General features: G+C 72.1%; 15 protein-coding genes. 10 read left to right on the top strand and 5 right to left on the bottom strand.

The genetic code is table 11. The features are described from left to right. The first annotated feature begins 32 nt into the window (after positions 1 to 32). The 6 genes from IEZ31_RS23670 to IEZ31_RS23645 all read left to right on the top strand — a co-directional run bounded on the left by IEZ31_RS23670 (position 33) and on the right by IEZ31_RS23645 (position 6,711). Positions 33 to 1,052: a LacI family DNA-binding transcriptional regulator gene (locus tag IEZ31_RS23670; protein ID WP_190252133.1), complete on the top strand. Its 1,020-nt coding sequence runs from the start codon at positions 33 to 35 to the stop codon at positions 1,050 to 1,052. Positions 1,053 to 1,298: 246 nt separating this feature from the next. Beyond that, a complete protein-coding gene (locus tag IEZ31_RS23665; RefSeq protein WP_190252132.1) occupies positions 1,299 to 2,609 on the top strand; it encodes an ABC transporter substrate-binding protein in 1,311 nt (436 codons plus the stop codon). A gap of 67 nt (positions 2,610 to 2,676) precedes the next feature. Further along, the gene (locus IEZ31_RS23660) at positions 2,677 to 3,612 is read left to right on the top strand and encodes a carbohydrate ABC transporter permease (protein ID WP_190252131.1); all 936 of its coding nucleotides are present in this window, start codon (positions 2,677 to 2,679) and stop codon (positions 3,610 to 3,612) included. Next, positions 3,609 to 4,439: a carbohydrate ABC transporter permease gene (locus tag IEZ31_RS23655; protein ID WP_190252130.1), complete on the top strand. Its 831-nt coding sequence runs from the start codon at positions 3,609 to 3,611 to the stop codon at positions 4,437 to 4,439. Before IEZ31_RS23660 ends, IEZ31_RS23655 begins: the two co-directional genes overlap by 4 nt. A gap of 99 nt (positions 4,440 to 4,538) precedes the next feature. Further along, the gene (locus IEZ31_RS23650; RefSeq protein ID WP_190252129.1) at positions 4,539 to 5,555 is read left to right on the top strand and encodes a LacI family DNA-binding transcriptional regulator; all 1,017 of its coding nucleotides are present in this window, start codon (positions 4,539 to 4,541) and stop codon (positions 5,553 to 5,555) included. A 148-nt stretch (positions 5,556 to 5,703) separates the two neighbouring features. Next, positions 5,704 to 6,711 (top strand): LacI family DNA-binding transcriptional regulator, encoded by a 1,008-nt coding sequence (locus IEZ31_RS23645; RefSeq protein WP_190252128.1) that lies wholly within the window; start codon positions 5,704 to 5,706, stop codon positions 6,709 to 6,711. 30 nt (positions 6,712 to 6,741) lie between these two features. On the opposite strand, the gene IEZ31_RS23640 is transcribed toward IEZ31_RS23645, so the two are convergent. Continuing rightward, entirely contained in the window at positions 6,742 to 8,151 is a 1,410-nt protein-coding gene (locus IEZ31_RS23640) for a lectin (protein ID WP_229835778.1), read from the bottom strand. A gap of 348 nt (positions 8,152 to 8,499) precedes the next feature. Between IEZ31_RS23640 and IEZ31_RS23635 the strand changes: the two genes are divergently transcribed. Both IEZ31_RS23635 and IEZ31_RS23630 read left to right on the top strand, forming a co-directional pair. Then, positions 8,500 to 9,354, top strand: a complete 855-nt coding sequence (locus IEZ31_RS23635; RefSeq protein ID WP_190252127.1) for a twin-arginine translocation signal domain-containing protein — start codon at positions 8,500 to 8,502, stop codon at positions 9,352 to 9,354. 10 nt (positions 9,355 to 9,364) lie between these two features. Then, positions 9,365 to 10,420, top strand: coding sequence for a CapA family protein (locus tag IEZ31_RS23630; protein WP_229835777.1), 1,056 nt, complete (start codon positions 9,365 to 9,367; stop codon positions 10,418 to 10,420). 20 nt (positions 10,421 to 10,440) lie between these two features. Here the strand turns inward: IEZ31_RS23630 and IEZ31_RS23625 are convergent, their stop codons facing one another. The 4 genes from IEZ31_RS23625 to IEZ31_RS23610 all read right to left on the bottom strand — a co-directional run bounded on the left by IEZ31_RS23625 (position 10,441) and on the right by IEZ31_RS23610 (position 13,772). Continuing rightward, entirely contained in the window at positions 10,441 to 11,211 is a 771-nt protein-coding gene (locus IEZ31_RS23625; protein WP_229835776.1) for an ABC transporter permease, read from the bottom strand. Between the two features lie 82 nt (positions 11,212 to 11,293). Then, positions 11,294 to 12,223: an ATP-binding cassette domain-containing protein gene (locus IEZ31_RS23620; RefSeq protein ID WP_190252126.1), complete on the bottom strand. Its 930-nt coding sequence runs from the start codon at positions 12,221 to 12,223 to the stop codon at positions 11,294 to 11,296. A 2-nt stretch (positions 12,224 to 12,225) separates the two neighbouring features. Beyond that, positions 12,226 to 12,720, bottom strand: coding sequence for a GbsR/MarR family transcriptional regulator (locus IEZ31_RS23615; protein WP_190252125.1), 495 nt, complete (start codon positions 12,718 to 12,720; stop codon positions 12,226 to 12,228). A 125-nt stretch (positions 12,721 to 12,845) separates the two neighbouring features. Further along, positions 12,846 to 13,772 (bottom strand): helix-turn-helix domain-containing protein, encoded by a 927-nt coding sequence (locus IEZ31_RS23610; RefSeq protein ID WP_190252124.1) that lies wholly within the window; start codon positions 13,770 to 13,772, stop codon positions 12,846 to 12,848. Between the two features lie 71 nt (positions 13,773 to 13,843). Between IEZ31_RS23610 and IEZ31_RS23605 the strand changes: the two genes are divergently transcribed. Both IEZ31_RS23605 and IEZ31_RS23600 read left to right on the top strand, forming a co-directional pair. Further along, positions 13,844 to 14,857 carry a saccharopine dehydrogenase family protein gene (locus IEZ31_RS23605; protein WP_190252123.1) on the top strand — a complete coding sequence of 338 codons (1,014 nt, stop codon included), beginning with the start codon at positions 13,844 to 13,846 and terminating at the stop codon, positions 14,855 to 14,857. A 193-nt stretch (positions 14,858 to 15,050) separates the two neighbouring features. After that, a complete protein-coding gene (locus tag IEZ31_RS23600; protein ID WP_190252122.1) occupies positions 15,051 to 15,836 on the top strand; it encodes a hypothetical protein in 786 nt (261 codons plus the stop codon). The last annotated feature ends 32 nt before the right edge of the window (positions 15,837 to 15,868 follow it).

Raw genomic sequence — 15,868 nt, 5'->3', positions numbered from 1 at the left:
AGCATCGGTGAACCGAGAAAGGCGGGCCGCCCGTGAAACGACCGACGATCGCCGACATCGCCCGCGAGGCCGGGGTGTCCAAGGGCGCCGTCTCGTATGCGCTCAACGGCCAGCCCGGCGTCTCCCCTGCCACGCGCGAGCGCATCCTGGCCGTGGCCGACCGGCTGAACTTCCACGCCGACAGCAACGCCCGCGCGCTGGCCGGCGCCAAGGCCCGGGTCGTCGGCCTGACCCTGCAGCGCCCGCCGAGCACGCTGGGCATCGAGCCGTTCTTCATGGAGCTCATCAGCGGCGTCGAGCTGGAGCTGTCCCGCCAGTCGTACGCGCTGCTGCTCCAGATGGCCCCGAGCCGCGACGAGGAGCTGGCGTTCTACCGCCGCTGGTTCAGCGAGGGCCGCGTGGACGGCGTCCTGGTCTGCGACGTCCGCACCGGCGACCCGCGCATCGCGGTGCTGGAGGAACTGGGCCTGCCGGCGGTCGTGATCGGCCCGCCGGACGTGAGCGGCCGCCTGCCCAGCGCCTGGTCCGACGACGCGCAGTCGATGGTCGAGGCGGTCGAGTACCTCGCCGCCCTCGGCCACCGCCGGGTCGCCCGCGTCGGCGGCATCCCGGAGCTGGCCCACACGGCGATCCGCACGCGGGCGTTCACCGAGGTCTGCGCCCGCCTGTCCCTGGCCGAGGCGGTGACGGCCCCGACGGACTACAGCGGCGAGTCCGGCGCGCGGGCCACCCGCCGCCTCCTGACCGCGACGACCCGCCCGACCGCGATCATCTACGACAACGACGTGATGGCCGTCGCCGGCCTGACGGTGGCCCACGAGCTGGGCATCGCGGTGCCGTCGGAGCTGTCGATCGTCGCCTGGGACGACTCACCCATCTGCCGCCTGCTGCACCCGTCGCTGACGGCGCTGACCAGGGACATCGGCGGCTACGGCGTGGCCGCGGCCCGCATGCTCCTGGCGGCCGTGGCGGGCGCCCCGGTCGAGAGCGCCCACGGCGCCCCGGCCCACCTGACTCCCCGCGGCAGCACCGCCCGCCACCCCGCCTCGTAACACCGCCCCACACCCACCCCAGCCCGCCACCTTCGCGTCGATCTTGCACCTGTGGTGCCCGGAACACCCCATCTCAAGGCGATTTGTCGCCACCACAACTGCAAGATCGACGCGCTTGGGGCGGTGCAACGCGGGTGCCATCCCGCGGTAACGGTTCGGTAACGGGGGCTTCCCGGCCGCGCGGACGCGGTGCCATATTGCCATCGCTCAACTAAACCGCTTTAGGTCCCGAATGGAGCGCACCCCATGTTGAGAAGAGCGTTCGTCGCCGTGCTGGCCGCCACCGCCCTCGCGGCGGCCGGCTGCGGCGGTTCGAGCAAGGCCGGTTCGTCGGACGAAGCCTTGTCACCCACCGATCCCAACGCCGTCTCCGGCGACATCACGGTGCTCACCAACCGCACCGACCTGGTCACCGACGGGACGATGCAGAAGTACGCCGACGAGTTCCGCAAGACCTACCCGAAGGTCAACGTCAAGTTCGAGGGCGTCACCGACTACGAGGGCGAAGTCAAGATCCGGATGAACACCGAGAACTACGGTGACGTCCTGCTCATCCCGAACACCGTGTCGACCGACGACTACCCGAAGTACTTCGCCTCCCTCGGCAGCGCCGGCAACCTGGCCGCCAAGTACAACTACACCGACAAGGCCAAGGTCGGCGACAAGGTCTACGGCGTGGCCGGGTTCGCCTACGTCAACGGCTTCGTCTACAACAAGGACGTCTGGAGCCAGGCCGGCGTCACCAAGTGGCCGACCACGCCCGAGGAGTTCGTCGCGGCGCTGCAGGCCATCAAGGCGAAGACCTCCGCCACGCCGTACTACACCAACTACCACGACGGCTGGCCGCTCAGCTCCTGGTCCTCGGTCGTCGGCTCGGTCACCTGCGACCCCAAGGCCAACGACAAGCTCGCGGCGAGCGACCCGTGGGCGCAGGGCAGCGACCTGCGCACCGGCGACAGCCTGCTGTACGACATCGTGAAGAACAAGCTGTCGGAGACCGACCCGACGACCACGAACTGGGAGGACTCGAAGGGGGCCATCGCCACCGGGAAGATCGCGACGATGTGGCTCGGGTCGTGGGCCATCGTGCAGATGCAGGACGCGGCGAAGAAGGCGGGCAAGGACCCGGGCGTGATCGGGTACATGCCGTTCCCGAAGCAGGTCGGCGGGAAGTTCTGCTCGGTGGTCGCGCCCGACTACCAGTACGCGATCAACACCCACTCCAAGAACAAGCCGGCCGCCCGCGCGTTCTTCGACTGGTTCATCGAGAAGTCCGACTCGGCCGCGGTCAATCAGGCCGTCTCCGCCGTCAAGGGCGCCCCGATGCCGCCGGCGCTGCAGCCGTTCACCGACGCCGGCGTGCAGTTCATCGAGCTGTCCCAGGCCGAGTCGGCCAAGCTGACGAAGATCGACAACGCCTCCGAGGTCGGCATCAGCAAGCCCGACTACCGCCAGAAGCTCGTCGACACCGCCCGCGGCGCCGCCCCCGGCACGCCCGAGGCCATCTTCGCCGACCTGTCGAAGCGCTGGCAGGAAGCCGCCAAGACCGCCGGCTGACGGCCCCACCGGATGCGGGCCGGCCCGCCGACCCCGGGCCGGCCCGCACTCGCCAGAAGGAGACCCGATGATCGACGCACCACCGGCCCGGCGCGCCCCCGCCGGACCGCCCAGCAGCGCGCGCCCGGCCCGGCTGAGCCGGGTCAACGCCGCCCTCATGCCCTGGCTGTACCTGCTGCCCGCCCTCGCGCTGCTCATCTCGTTCACGTACATCCCCGTCGGCAGCATGGTCGGCTACAGCTTCACCGACTGGGACGGCCTCGGCGCCGACCCCGCCTTCGTCGGCGTCGACAACTACGTGCAGCTGTTCACCCGCCCGGAGCTGTTCCAGGTCTTCTTCGTCAGCCTCTACTACCTGGCCGCCGCCGCGGTACAGATCGTGGTGGCGCTCTACTTCGCGTTCATCCTGAGCCTGAACACCCGGCTGCGCGGCCTCTTCAAGGGCATCCTGTTCTTCCCGTACCTCATCAACGGCGTCGCCGTCTCGTTCGTCTTCCTGTACTTCTTCCGCCCGCACGGCACCCTCGACTCCGTGCTCGCCCTGTTCGGCGCGCACCCGGACAAGCTCTGGCTCGGCGACCCCGACCTGGTCAACGCCTCGCTGTCCGGCGTGTCCGTGTGGCGGTTCCTGGGCCTGAACTTCGTGCTGTTCCTCGGCGCGATCCAGGCCATCCCGGGCGAGCTCTACGAGGCCGCCGAGCTCGACGGCGCGAACCGCTGGCAGGTCTTCCGCCACATCGTCGCCCCCGGCATCCGGCCGATCATCAGCCTGAGCGTGATCCTGGCGATCTCCGGCTCGCTGTCGGTGTTCGAGATCCCGTTCGTGATGACGGGCGGCGCCGGCGAGAGCAAGACGTTCGTCATCCAGACGATCAAACTCGCCTTCCAGTTCAACAAGTTCGGGCTCGCCTCGGCCGCCGCCGTCGTGCTGCTCCTCATCGTCCTGCTGATCACCTGGGTCCAGCGCCGGCTGGTACCGGAGGAAAGGACCGACCTGACGTGAACGCGCGCGCCGCCGTCTTCGGCACCCTGCGGTACCTCTCCCTCGTCGCAGCGTCGATCGTCGTGCTGCTGCCGCTGGTCACCGTGTTCCTGACCTCGCTGAAGACGCCCGAGGAGATGGCGTCGGGCGACACCCTCGCGCCGCCGCGGAACTGGCTCAACTTCGACAACTACGTCACCGCGTTCGCCAACGGCAAGATGCTCACGGCGTTCGCCAACACGGCCGTCATCCTGCTGGTGTCGGTGGCCGGCACGATCGTCGTCGGGACGCTCGCCGCCTACGCGATCGACCGGTTCCGCTTCCGGTTCAAGAAGCTCGTCGTCGGTGCGTTCCTCGTCGCCACGCTGGTGCCGGGGGTGACGACGCAGGTGACGACGTTCCAGGTGGTCGACCGGCTCGGGCTGTTCGACTCGCGGTGGGCGCCGATCCTGCTGTACATGGGGACCGACATCGTGGCCATCTACATCTTCGTGCAGTTCATGCGCGGCATCCCGGTGTCGCTCGATGAGGCCGCGCGGCTCGACGGGGCGTCCGCCTTCAAGATCTACCGCACGATCATCCTGCCGCTGCTCAAGCCGGCGATCGCCACCGTCGTGATCATCAAGGGCATCTTCGTGTACAACGACTTCTACATCCCGTTCCTGTACATGCCCTCGGAGGGGCTCGGCACCATCTCGACGTCGCTGTTCCGGTTCAAGGGCCCGTTCGGCGCCCACTGGGAGACGATCTCCGCCGGTGCGATCCTGGTCATCGTGCCGACGCTCTTGCTGTTCCTGCTGCTCCAGCGGTTCATCTACAACGGCTTCACCTCGGGTGCCACGAAGTGACCGGCACCATGGCGGACAATGGGAGGATGACGGCCGCACCGCGAGGAAGCCTGTGAAGCGCCACCCTGCCGGCGACACCGCCGAGGCGGGACAACGCCGGTGAAGCGCCCCACCATCAGCGACATCGCCGAGGCGGCCGGCGTCTCCAAGGGCGCCGTCTCCTTCGCGCTCAACGACCGCCCGGGCGTCTCGGCCGCCACCCGCGAGCGCATCCTGGCGATCGCCGGCGAGATGGGCTGGCAGCCCAACGCGGCCGCGCGCAACCTGTCGGTGGCGCGCGCCGAGGCGATCGGCCTGGTGATCGCCCGCGACGCGGCCACGCTGGGCGTCGAGCCGTTCTACATGAAGTTCATCGCCGGCCTGGAGACCGAGCTCTCGGCGACGGGCACGGCGCTGGTGCTGCAGGTCGTCGGCGACCACGACCGCGCCGTCGACGCCCTGCAGTCCCTGTGGGCGGCCCGCCGCATCGACGCCACGATCCTCACCGACCTCTGGGTCGACGACGACCGGGTGGCGGCGCTCGACCGCCTGGGCCTGCCCGGCGTCCTCGTCGGCCACCCGCGACCGGGCACGAGCATGCCGGCCGTGTGGAGCGACGACGCGGCCGCGCTGACGGACGCCGTCGCGTACCTGGCCGGCCTCGGCCACCGCCGCATCGCCCGGGTGGGCGGCCTGGTGTCCCTGGAGCACACCCGCATCCGCACGGCGGCCTTCCGCACGGCGGCCGGGCGCCACCGCCTGACGTCGGCCGAGGTGGTCGACACCGACTACACCTGGGAGGCCGGCGCCTGGGCCACGGAGCGCCTCCTGACGGCGGCCGAGCCCCCCACGGCGATCATGTTCGACAACGACATCATGGCGACGGCGGGCCTGCACGTCTCCCGCAAGCTGGGTGTGGACGTCCCGGGCCGCCTGTCGATCGTGGCGGGCGACGACTCCCAGCTGTGCGAGATGGCGTACCCGGCCCTGAGCGCCCTGTCCCGCGACGTCCACGCCTACGGCGCCAACGCGGCCCGCGTCCTGCTGTCACTGCTGGCCGGCGCCCCGGCGCAGGACTTCCAGGACGCCACGCCCCGCCTCCTGCTCCGGGACAGCATCGCCCCACCACCGCGCTGACCCGCACGGCCCGACTCGCCTCGCGCAGCCGGTGGCCGCCGGTCCGCCCGCGACGCGCCCGGCCGCAGGCCCGGCGGCGTCACCATCCGCGAGGTGAAGCGGTTACGCTTCGTTGCGCACGACCGGGGTGGACGGAACGGGGGCGGGGATGGCGGGGCGGCGGCCGACGATGAGTGACATCGCGCGGCGCGTCGGTGTCTCGCGGGTCGCCGTGTCGTACGCGCTCAACGGCCGGCCCGGCGTCTCCGACGAGGTGCGCGAGCGCATCCGGGAGGTCGCCGAGGAGCTCGGGTTCACCGCCCACCGGGCCGCCAGGGCCATGCACGGCGCCGGGGCCGACGTCATCGGGCTCACGCTGCGGCGCACCACGGCGGCGCTGGGCAGCGAGGTGTTCCGGCGGCAGTTCGTCGCCGGGCTGCAGGTGGAGCTGTCCGCCCGCGGGTTCGGGCTCGCGCTGCAGTTCGTCGAGGGCGGCGCCGAGGAGGTGGCGATCCACCGGCGGTGGCACGCCGAGCGGCGGGTCGACGGGGTCATCCTGTGCGATCTCCGCGTCGACGATCCCCGCCTCGACGCGGTCCGCGAGCTGGGGCTGCCGGCCGTCGTCGCCGGCGGGGGCGCGCCGCTGCCGGGGCTCGCGAACCTCAGCACCGACGAGCACGCGGGGGCGGGGAAGGTCGCCGGGTACCTCGCCGCGCTCGGCCACCGCCGGGTCGTCCGCATCAGCGGGCCGGCCGACCTGGCCCACACCGCCGCCCGCACCGCCGCGCTCGACGCCACGGGACTGCTGCAGGTGCGGACCGTGGCCGCCGACTACACCGGCGAGGCCGCCGCCCAGGCCACCCGCCGCATCCTCAGCGCCGCCGACCGGCCGACCGCGATCGTCTACGACAACGACCTGATGGCCCTGGCCGGGCTCGGCGTCACCGCCGAGATGGACGTCCGGGTCCCCGCCGACGTCTCGATCATGGCCTGGGAGGACTCGCCGCTGTGCCAGGTCGTGCACCCGGCGCTCACGGTCCTGCAGCGCAACATCGCCGACTACGGCATGCGCACCGCGCGGCTGCTCTTCGAGTGGCTCGACGGCGGACCACCCCGCAGCGTGCGGGCGGGCAACGCCGTGCTGGTCGTCCGCGACAGCACGGCGTCACCCCGATAGACGGCACCCGATCAAGCCGCCACAACAGGCTCAGGCGGGCAGCGTCCAGTTCTGGTTGGTCTGGCCGTTGCACGTCCAGATCTGGATCTGCGTGCCGTCGGCGCTGTTCTGCCCGGTGACGTCGAGGCATCGGCCCGTCGCCGGGTTGACCAGCCGCTGCCCGTTGCGCGACCACTGCTGGTTGGCGTTGCCGACGCAGTCCCACAGCTGCACCTTCGTGCCGTCGGCGTTGACGCCGCCCGCCACGTCCAGGCACTTGCCGAGCGCCCGCAGCGTCCCGTCCGCCCCGACGGTCCAGTTCTGGGCGCCGGTGCCGTTGCAGGTGTACAGCTGGATCTTCGTCCCGTTGGCGGTCCCCGACGCGGCCACGTCGAGACACTTGCCGGCCAGCCCGACGACCGGGCCGGTCCCGGAGCCGCCACCGCCACCCGCGCCCGGCACGGTGAACTCGCCCCGCACCAGCACCCGGCTGTTTAAGTACGTGTTCTGCACCGCGGCATTGCTGTTGTAGGCCGGGTCCGTGAGGTACTCCGCCCACACCATGAAGTAGGTCCACCGGGGCTGCGCCTGCAGCAGCGCCACGCTCGGCACCTGGCCGACCTCGGCGAGCGCGATCGGCTTGCCGCCGGCCACGGTGAGCATCGCCTGGTAGTCGCTCGCGCTCGGGGCCAGCTTGACCCAGATGTCGAGCGTCGCGAGGTCCACGGCGGACGCGCCCGGCCAGTAGTCGCCGATCGAGCCCATGTTGACGTCCTTGACGTTCCAGACCCAGACCAGGTTGGTGAGCCCCTGAGCGGTGTAGTGGTCCCGGGTGATCTGGAACAGCTTGCGGCTGCCGTTGGCGCCCGGCCGCCCGCCCCACCAGGACCAGCCCTCGTTCATCTCGTGGATGGGCCGCCACAGCACCGGCACGCCGGCGTTCTGCAGCTGCCGCAGGTAGGGCACGGCCTCGTTGAGCCGGTTCTTGTAGGCGGTGTTCAGCGCGGTGCCGTCGGTGACGAGCTGGCTCCACTGGCTGTCGGAGAGGTGGGCGAGCACGCCGTTGCTGTCCCAGCCGCACGTCGAGCCGACGGTCGGCGGGCACATGTGCCAGGTCAGCGCGACGAGCGAGCCGCCCTGCCACTGCCGGATCGCCTCGTTGACCATCGTCTGGCGGGCGGCGACGTCGGCGGCCTGGAAGAGGAAGTCGCCGCCCCACAGCCCGGGCGTCTGCCCGGTGAGCTGCTGGGCGACCCGGGTCCACTTGGTCGGGTCGGAGTTGGGTTCACGGTTGTGCTGGCCGGTGATCGTGTACTGCCCCGAGATGCTCTGCAGGTAGTTGACGAGCGCGGCCCGCGTCGATGCGGGGAACGCCTGGGCGGGTGCGGTCGGCGCGGCGAGCAGGGCGGCGGCGAGGACGGCCACCACCGCGAGCCCGCGCCCGAGTCTGGGCAAACGCACGGGAACACTCCTTTCCCGGCCGGACGAGGCGGCGCCCGGTCGTTCGGTTCAGTTACGTTACTGAACCGAGTAAGCGCTGCGACAGTACGACTCTGTGAAGACTCCTGTCAATGAGCCTGAACGGAGCAAGCGCCCGAGCGGCGGCGCTCGACGGCCAGGCGGGCGCGGGTCAGCCGGGCGCCGCGTGCCGGGCCGGCCCGCCGGCGCAGCCGGGTCAGGGCCCAGTCAATCCGCCGTTCGTTCGGTCAGGATCCACCACCGGCGGCTGATCGGGCGATGACGTTCCGGAGCGCCCGGTCGGCAGGATCGGTGGCGACTGTGCATTCTGCTCTGTGGAGGACTCTCGGCATGGATCGTCGCGGCTTTCTGGCGATGCTCGGCGCGACGGCGGTCGTCGCCGGCTGCGGTTCCGAAGACGGCCCGGCGTCTGCTCCGGCCCCGTCCGCCGCCGCCAGTCCCACGGCCGCCGCCGACCCGATGCGGAAGCTCGCCGAGTATGCCAGCAACTACCGGTTCCCGGCCGCCGACAGCATCGCCTTCGACGACGAGCCGAAGCTGGCCGCGGCCCGCGTCGCGCAGCGGGTGGAGCTGGGCGCGTACCTGGACTGGGCGCGGGCCAACGCCCACCCGGAGATCGTCCCGGCGCTGCCCCGCTCCAGCGTCACGGGCCAGGAGTACGTGGTCGACGAGCTGTGCTTCAACATGGAGCGGCTCGACACCAGCCCGCTGTGGGGCGCCAAGGAGCCGATCGGCCGCCTGGTCCCGGACAAGAACACGATCAACAGCACCCTCGCCGGCTACCAGGTCGGCCTGGCCCTGCTGATGATCAAGACGATGATCTCGAAGGCCGACTACGCCAAGCTCGTCACCGACGCATCCTTCACCGTCGCCGCCGCCGGGAAGAACCTCATCGAGGTGTACCCCTACGCGCAGGTCCCGCTCGGCGAGCGCTTCATCCCGCAGGGCATCCTGCTCGCGTTCCACAACACCGCGAACCTGAACTGGCTGGTGGCCAACCCGGGCGAGATGATGTCGGCGAAGGACCAGAAGACGCTGCTGGACGCGGGCGGCACGATCTACACCAACACCGGCTACCGCAAGCTGTACGTCGACAGCTCCCGCCTCCAGCAGACGCCGGCGAAGGTGGCGGCCGCGATGTACGAGGGCCTGCGCGCCGTCTCGGCCGGCACGCCCGCGAAGTAACCTGTCCGCTGTGCGGCTTCGGGTGCTGTTGGCGTCGGTGGTACTGCTGGGTGGCTGCACGCCGCCGCCACCCGCTGTGGTGTCGCAGTCACCATCCGCGTCTGCGTCCGCTTCACCGGCACCGTCTCCGTCCGCGGCCGCGCCAGTCGACCTCACCCTCGCCTTCGGCGGCGACGTGCACTTCACCGGCCGCACGGCGGGCCTGCTGAAGAACCCGGCGACCGCGTTCGGCCCGGTCGCGGAGGTGCTGTCGGCCGCCGACCTCGCCGTCGTCAACCTGGAGACGGCGATCACCACGCGGGGCACGCCCGAGCCGAAGGAGTTCCACTTCCGCGCCCCGGCAACGGCGTACGAGGCGGTCAAGGCGGCCGGCGTCGACGCCGTGTCGATCGCGAACAACCACGCGCTCGACTACGGCCGCGTGGGCTTCGCCGACACGCTGGACGCCGCGTCGGCGGCCGGCATGCCGGTCTTCGGCGGCGGGCGCACGATCGACGAGGCGTACGCGCCACTGATCCTCCCGGTGCAGGGCGTGCGGGTGGCGATCGTGGGCTTCAGCCAGATCCACACGCTGGCCGAGTCCTGGAAGGCCGGCCCGACGACGCCCGGCATCGCGCTGGCGTGGGACGTGGACCGCGCGGTGGCCGCGGTGCGGGCGGCCCGCTCACAGGCCGACCTGGTGGTGGTCTTCAACCACTGGGGCACGGAACGGGACTCCTGCCCGAACAAGGACCAGAAGAGCTTCGCCGCGGCGCTGGCCGACGCGGGCGCCGACCTCATCATCGGCGCCCACGCGCACGTCCTGCAGGGCGACGGCTGGCTGGGCCGCACGTACGTGGCCTACGGCCTGGGCAACTTCGTCTGGTACGTGGGCTCCGCCGACACGGGCGTCCTGCGGGTCCAGGTGCACGGCCGGTCGGTGGTGAAGGCGGAGCTGGTCCCGGCGGTGGTGAGCGACACCGGCCGGCCCAGGCTCCTGACCGGCACCGCGGCGTCGGCCCTGACGAAACGCTTCATCGACCTGCGCCGCTGCACCGGCCTGGCCGCCGCCCCGCCCCCCGCGTAACGGACGGCGGCGACGGCGCGCTAGCGGGTGGCGCGACGGTTGTAGGCCGAGCGGGCCCAGAGGACGCCGAGCAGCGCGGTGCCCGCGCACCAGGCCACGGCGATCCAGGCGTGGTCGCCGACCGGGGCGTCGTTGAGCAGGCCGCGCAGGGCGGCCACGATGTGGGTCATCGGCTGGTTGGCGGTGAACGCCTGCAGCCAGCCCGGCATCGTCTCGGTGGGCACGAACGCGCCGGACAGGAACGGCAGGATCTGGAAGATCGCGGACGCGCTGGCCGCGCCGGTGGCGTTGCCCGTGGCCAGCCCGATCGCGGCCGCCAGCCAGGCGATCGCGAACAGCAGCAGGGTCACCAGCCCGGCCACGGCGAGCCAGCGCAGCGGGTCCGAGGTCGGGCGGTAGCCGAGGGCCAGCGCCACCAGTACCACCAGGCTCGTCCCGAACAGGCTGCGCAGAAGGCTGCCGACAACGTGCCCGGTCATCAGCGCCGACCGGGCCACCGCCATGGTCCGGAAGCGGTCGATGATGCCCTCGCTCGCGTCGGTGGCGACCGACACCGCCGTCGCGCTCACCGAGTAGCAGGCGCCCATCATGATGATCCCGGGGATCAGGTAGTCGAGATACCGCACCCCGCCGGTCTCGATGGCGCCGCCGAACCCGTAGTTCAGCAACAGCAGCAGCACCCCGGGCAGCAGTATCGACATGATGAGCGTGGACGGGTTGCGGGTGGTGTGCCGCAGCACCCGCCGCAGCATCGTCGAGGAGTCGGTCAGGGCATAGGCCAGCGCGCTCACGCGTCCTCCGCTTCGCTCCGGCCGCCTGAGCTCCACACTGAGCCCATGATGAGCGGCCTCCTCCGCTTCGCTCCGGATCCGCTCACGCGGTCACCTGCTCTGCGGTCAGCGCGAGGAACACGTCGTCGAGGTCGGGGGTGTGGATCGACAGGCTGGTCACGGTCGTGCCGTCGAGCCGGTCGAGCAGCGCCTTCACCGCGGCGACCGAGCCGTCGGAGGGCACCTGCAGGGTCAGCGCGTCGGGGTTGGCCGGCGGGTCGCCGAGCGCCCGGGCGGCGGCGGCCAGCCCGGCCGCGTCGGCGAACTGGAGGCTGACGTGCCCGCCGGGCACGAGGCGCTTCAGCTCGGCCGGGGTGCCCTGGGCGACCAGGCGGCCGCGGTCGAGCACGGCGATGCGGTCGGCCAGCTCGTCGGCCTCCTCGAGATACTGCGTGGTGAGGAAGACCGTCACGCCGCCGTCGGCCAGGCCGCGGATGATCCGCCACAGGGTGCGCCGGCTGCGCGGGTCGAGGCCCGTGGTCGGCTCGTCGAGGAACAGCACGCGCGGCTCGCCGATCAGGCTCATCGCCAGGTCGAGGCGCCGGACCATGCCGCCGGAGTAGGTGCCGGCACGCCGCCCGGCCGCGTCGGCCAGGTCGAAGCGCTCCAACAGCTCGGCCGCGCGCTGCCGGGTGCAGGCCCGCGGCAGGTGCTGCAGGTCGCCCATCATGGCCAGGTTCTCGGCGCCGGTGAGCAGCTTGTCGACGGCCGAGAACTGGCCGGTGACACCGATCGCGGCGCGGACCGCGGCCGGCGCGGCGGCGACGCTGTGCCCGGCGACGAACGCCTCGCCGGCGTCGGCGCGGATCAGGGTGGTGAGGACGTTGACGGTGGTCGTCTTGCCGGCCCCGTTCGGGCCGAGCAGCGAGAACACGGTGCCGGCCGGGACGTCGAGGTCGACGCCGTCGAGCACGGTCTGGGACCGGTAGGCCTTGCGGAGCCCACGGACCTGGATGGCGGGGCGGTCGGGCACGACTACTCCAATTCGGGAAGCTTGCCTTCCGCGCGCAGGGCGGCCCGGTGCTCACGCCACTCGTCCATCAGCTGCGGCAGCCGCACCTGGAAGAACTCGGCGAGAGCGAGCAGCTCCAGCAGGGCGGCCCGCTGCGCGGTCTGGGTCTCGGGGAGGATGGCGAGCCCCTCGCGGAGCAGGGCGGCCTGCTCCTTGAAGAGCGCGGCCTCCGCGTTGCGCGGCTCCAGAGCCTCGGCCCGCAGCCCGACCCGGTCGAACCGCTCGCCGGCGCGGCGGGTCCGGGCCACGTAGCCGTAGCTCTCCAGCAGCTTGACCGCGCCCGTGATGGCGCTGCGGCTGGCCATCAGCGCCTCGCCGAGCATGTCGATGGTCTGCTGCGGGGGGTCGCAGATCAGCAGGTAACCGAGCAGGCGGCCGGCCATCGGCGGGAACCCGTGGTGGCCGGCGTAGAACCGCCCCACGTGGTCGGCGAACAGCAGCTCCTCGTCCCTCGGCATGCTACGAGGCTAACAGATATAACTGAGATGACACAAATTTCTGTTATCTGAGTGGAGCCTCGGCGGAGTCTCGGCGGAGTCTCGGCGGAGCCTCGGCGGAGCCTCGGCGGAGTCTCGGTGGAGTCTCAGCGGAACGTGCGCCGGTACTCCGCCGGGGACACCCCCACGACCCGGTTGAAGTGCCGGCGCAGCGTCGCCGCGGTGCCCATGCCGGTGGCGGCGGCGACGGCGTCCACACCGTCGCCGGTGGTCTCCAGCAGCTCCTGCGCCCGCCGGATCCGCTGGGTCAGCAGCCACCGCAGCGGCGTGGTGCCGGTCGCCGACCGGAAGTGCCGGGCGAGCTGGCGCGAGCTGAGGTTGGCCCGGCGGGCCAGGTCCTCGACGGTCAGCGGCTGGTCGAGGCGCTGGGCCGCCCAGGCGAGCACCGCGCTCAGCGGGCGCTGCTCCGGCTCCGGCACCGGCGTGGACACGAACTGGGCCTGGCCGCCCGACCGGTGCGGCGGCACGACGAGCCGGCGGGCCACCGCGTTGGCGACGGCCGAGCCGTGGTCGCGCCGGACCAGGTGCAGGCAGAGGTCCAGGGCGGCGGCCTTGCCGGCCGAGGTGAGCACGCTGCCGGCGTCGACGTAGAGGACGTCGGGGTCGACCTCGACGCGGGGATAGCGGGCGGCGAGGGCCTCCGCGTACTGCCAGTGGGTGGTCGCCCGCCGGCCGTCCAGCAGACCGGCCGCGGCCAGCACGAAGGCCCCGGTGCACAGCGACGCGACCCGCGCGCCGGCGTCGTGCGCGGCGCGGACGGCGGCGACGAGGTCGGCCGGCGGGTCGGCGTCGAGCTCGGCCCAGCCGGGGACGATCACGGTGTCGGCCCGCACCAGCCGGTCGAGGCCGTCGTCGGGCTCGAGCAGGAACCGGCCGTCGGCCCGGACCGGACCGGCCCCGCAGATGACCAGCTCATACCAGTCGCCGAGCGGCGCGGTGCCGAACAGCTCGTAGGCGAGGGAGAACTCGAAGTTGAGGATCCCGTCGGCCACGGCCACAGCGACTGTGTTCACGTCGGAAATTGTACGCACCACGTCGTTTCCGACACTCACGCCGCGGGCCCGGTGGGCGCCACGATGTCCGGGTGGATGTCGAGAACAGGAACGTGACCGTCTACGGCGCGTACGGGCACACCGGCCGCTTCGTCGTGGCAACCCTCATCGAACGCGGCTACCTCCCGGTGCTGTCCGGCCGGGACCCGGCACGGCTCGCCGCGATGGCCGGGCAGCACGAGGTCCGGCCGGCCGCCGTCGACGACCCCGCGGCGCTCGACCGCGCGCTCGCCGGGTCGGCCGCCGTGATCAACTGCGCCGGGCCGTTCGCCGTCACCGCCGGCCCGGCGATCGAGGCGGCGCTACGCGCGGGTGTCCCGTACGTCGATGTCGCCGCCGAGATCGAGGCGAATGCCGACACGTTCGCGCGGTTCGGCGACCGGGCCCGGGCGGCCGGCGCCGTGATCGTGCCGGCGATGGCCTTCTACGGCGGCCTCGGCGACCTGCTCGCCACCGCGGCGATGGGCGACTGGACCGAGGCGGACCGCGTGGACGTGGCCTACGGCCTGGACAGCTGGCACCCGACGGCCGGCACCCGGCTGTCGGGCGTCGTCTCCCGGGAGCGGCGCGCCGGCCGGCGGGTGCGCTACGCGGGCGGCCGGCTGCGGTACCACGACGACACCCCGGCCACCGAGCGCTGGTCGTTCCCGGCACCGACCGGCGAGCGGGAGGTCGTCGCCGAGTTCTCGATGGCGGACGTCGTCACGGTCCCCAGCCACCTGACGGTGCCCGAGGTGCGCTCGTACCTGACCGTCGAGGCGGCCCGCGACGTGGTCGCGCCGGACGCGCCGGCCCCGGTGGCCGCCGACGCGAGCGGCCGGTCGGCCCAGTCGTTCGTCGTGGACGTCGTGGTCCACCGCGGCAGCGAGCGGCGCCGGGCGGTGGCGAGCGGCCGCGACATCTACGCCGTCAGCGCACCCCTCGCCGTCGAGGCGGTGGACCGCATCCTGACGGGACGGACCCGCACGGCCGGCGTCGCGTCCGCGGGCGCGATGTTCGACGCGGACGACTTCCTCACCGCGCTCGGCCTCCACCGGTCACCATGACCTCGGCGTGGCGCGAACCGCACCGGGCCGCGTTTCCGGCTGCCGATCGCCTGAGCCGTGATCCTGTTTCCGACAGGCCGGTGAGCGTCACAGCGGCCGGTCGGCGACAGTTTTCGGGCCACCACTTCCGTACCTTCCGTAACGGTTGCGCCTCCCGATCGGGGGCGCGCCCTGATTGGGAGGACATCCACCGATGAAACACATAACCGTTCTGCTCACGCTCGTCCTCGCCGCCGGCAGCGTGGCCGCCTGCGACGCCGAGTTCACCGCCGGGTCGCCGGCGCAGGCCCGGCCCGTCGGCGCGGCGGCCAGCGACGTGCCGCCGGCCGAGGCGCTGCGCGCGGCCGTGCAGGCGCTCGACGCCACCTCGCACAACTTCGAGCTCAACGCGGGCACGTCGACCGGCAGCGGCCGCGTCGACCACGCCGCCAAGGCCGCCACGATGGAAATGCGCGGCCAGGCCGAGGACCTCGAGATCTCGATGGCGTTCACGGTCATCGCCCCCGACGTCTGGGTCAAGGCCGACTTCGGCGCCGAGCTCAACGAGCTGTGGGGCCTGAAGCCGGGCAGCTGGATGCGCCTGGACAAGACGAAGCTCGGCGCCTCGACCACGCTGCCGATCGACCCGAGCGGCACGCCCGACCTGGGCGTCACCGACCTGTTCAAGGACGGCCTCGCCGACGTCCGGCGGACCGACGCGACGCATTTCAGCGGTACCGTGGACATCACCGTCACCGACAGCGTGCTGACGCCGAGCGACAAGGTGCTGGAGAAGGCCGGCGACAAGGCCAAGCAGCTGCCGTTCACGGCCACCGTCGACGACAAGGGCCGGCTGACCTCGTTCGTCGTCGACGGCGCGTCGGTCGACCCGGACCTGGCGATCTCGCTGACGTTCGCCGGCTTCGGCTCGGTGCTGCCCGTCTCCGCCCCGGCCGGCGCGGTCCCGGCTCCCGACGCGCTCTACCAGATGCTCAGCTGACCGGTGACCCCGACGACCCGGTGCCGCCCCGG

The sequence above is a fragment of the Dactylosporangium sucinum genome (assembly GCF_014647515.1).
GTDB lineage: Bacteria > Actinomycetota > Actinomycetes > Mycobacteriales > Micromonosporaceae > Dactylosporangium > Dactylosporangium sucinum.
This window is presented reverse-complemented; position numbering and strand designations above follow the sequence as displayed.

Coding starts and splice junctions, on each gene's coding strand:
- IEZ31_RS23665 (WP_190252132.1), top strand. CDS start 1,299: ATGTTGAGAAGAGCGTTCGTCGCCGTGCTGGCCGCCACCGCCCTCGCG.
- IEZ31_RS23660 (WP_190252131.1), top strand. CDS start 2,677: ATGATCGACGCACCACCGGCCCGGCGCGCCCCCGCCGGACCGCCCAGC.
- IEZ31_RS23645 (WP_190252128.1), top strand. CDS start 5,704: ATGGCGGGGCGGCGGCCGACGATGAGTGACATCGCGCGGCGCGTCGGT.
- IEZ31_RS23635 (WP_190252127.1), top strand. CDS start 8,500: ATGGATCGTCGCGGCTTTCTGGCGATGCTCGGCGCGACGGCGGTCGTC.
- IEZ31_RS23615 (WP_190252125.1), bottom strand. CDS start 12,720: ATGCCGAGGGACGAGGAGCTGCTGTTCGCCGACCACGTGGGGCGGTTC.
- IEZ31_RS23600 (WP_190252122.1), top strand. CDS start 15,051: ATGAAACACATAACCGTTCTGCTCACGCTCGTCCTCGCCGCCGGCAGC.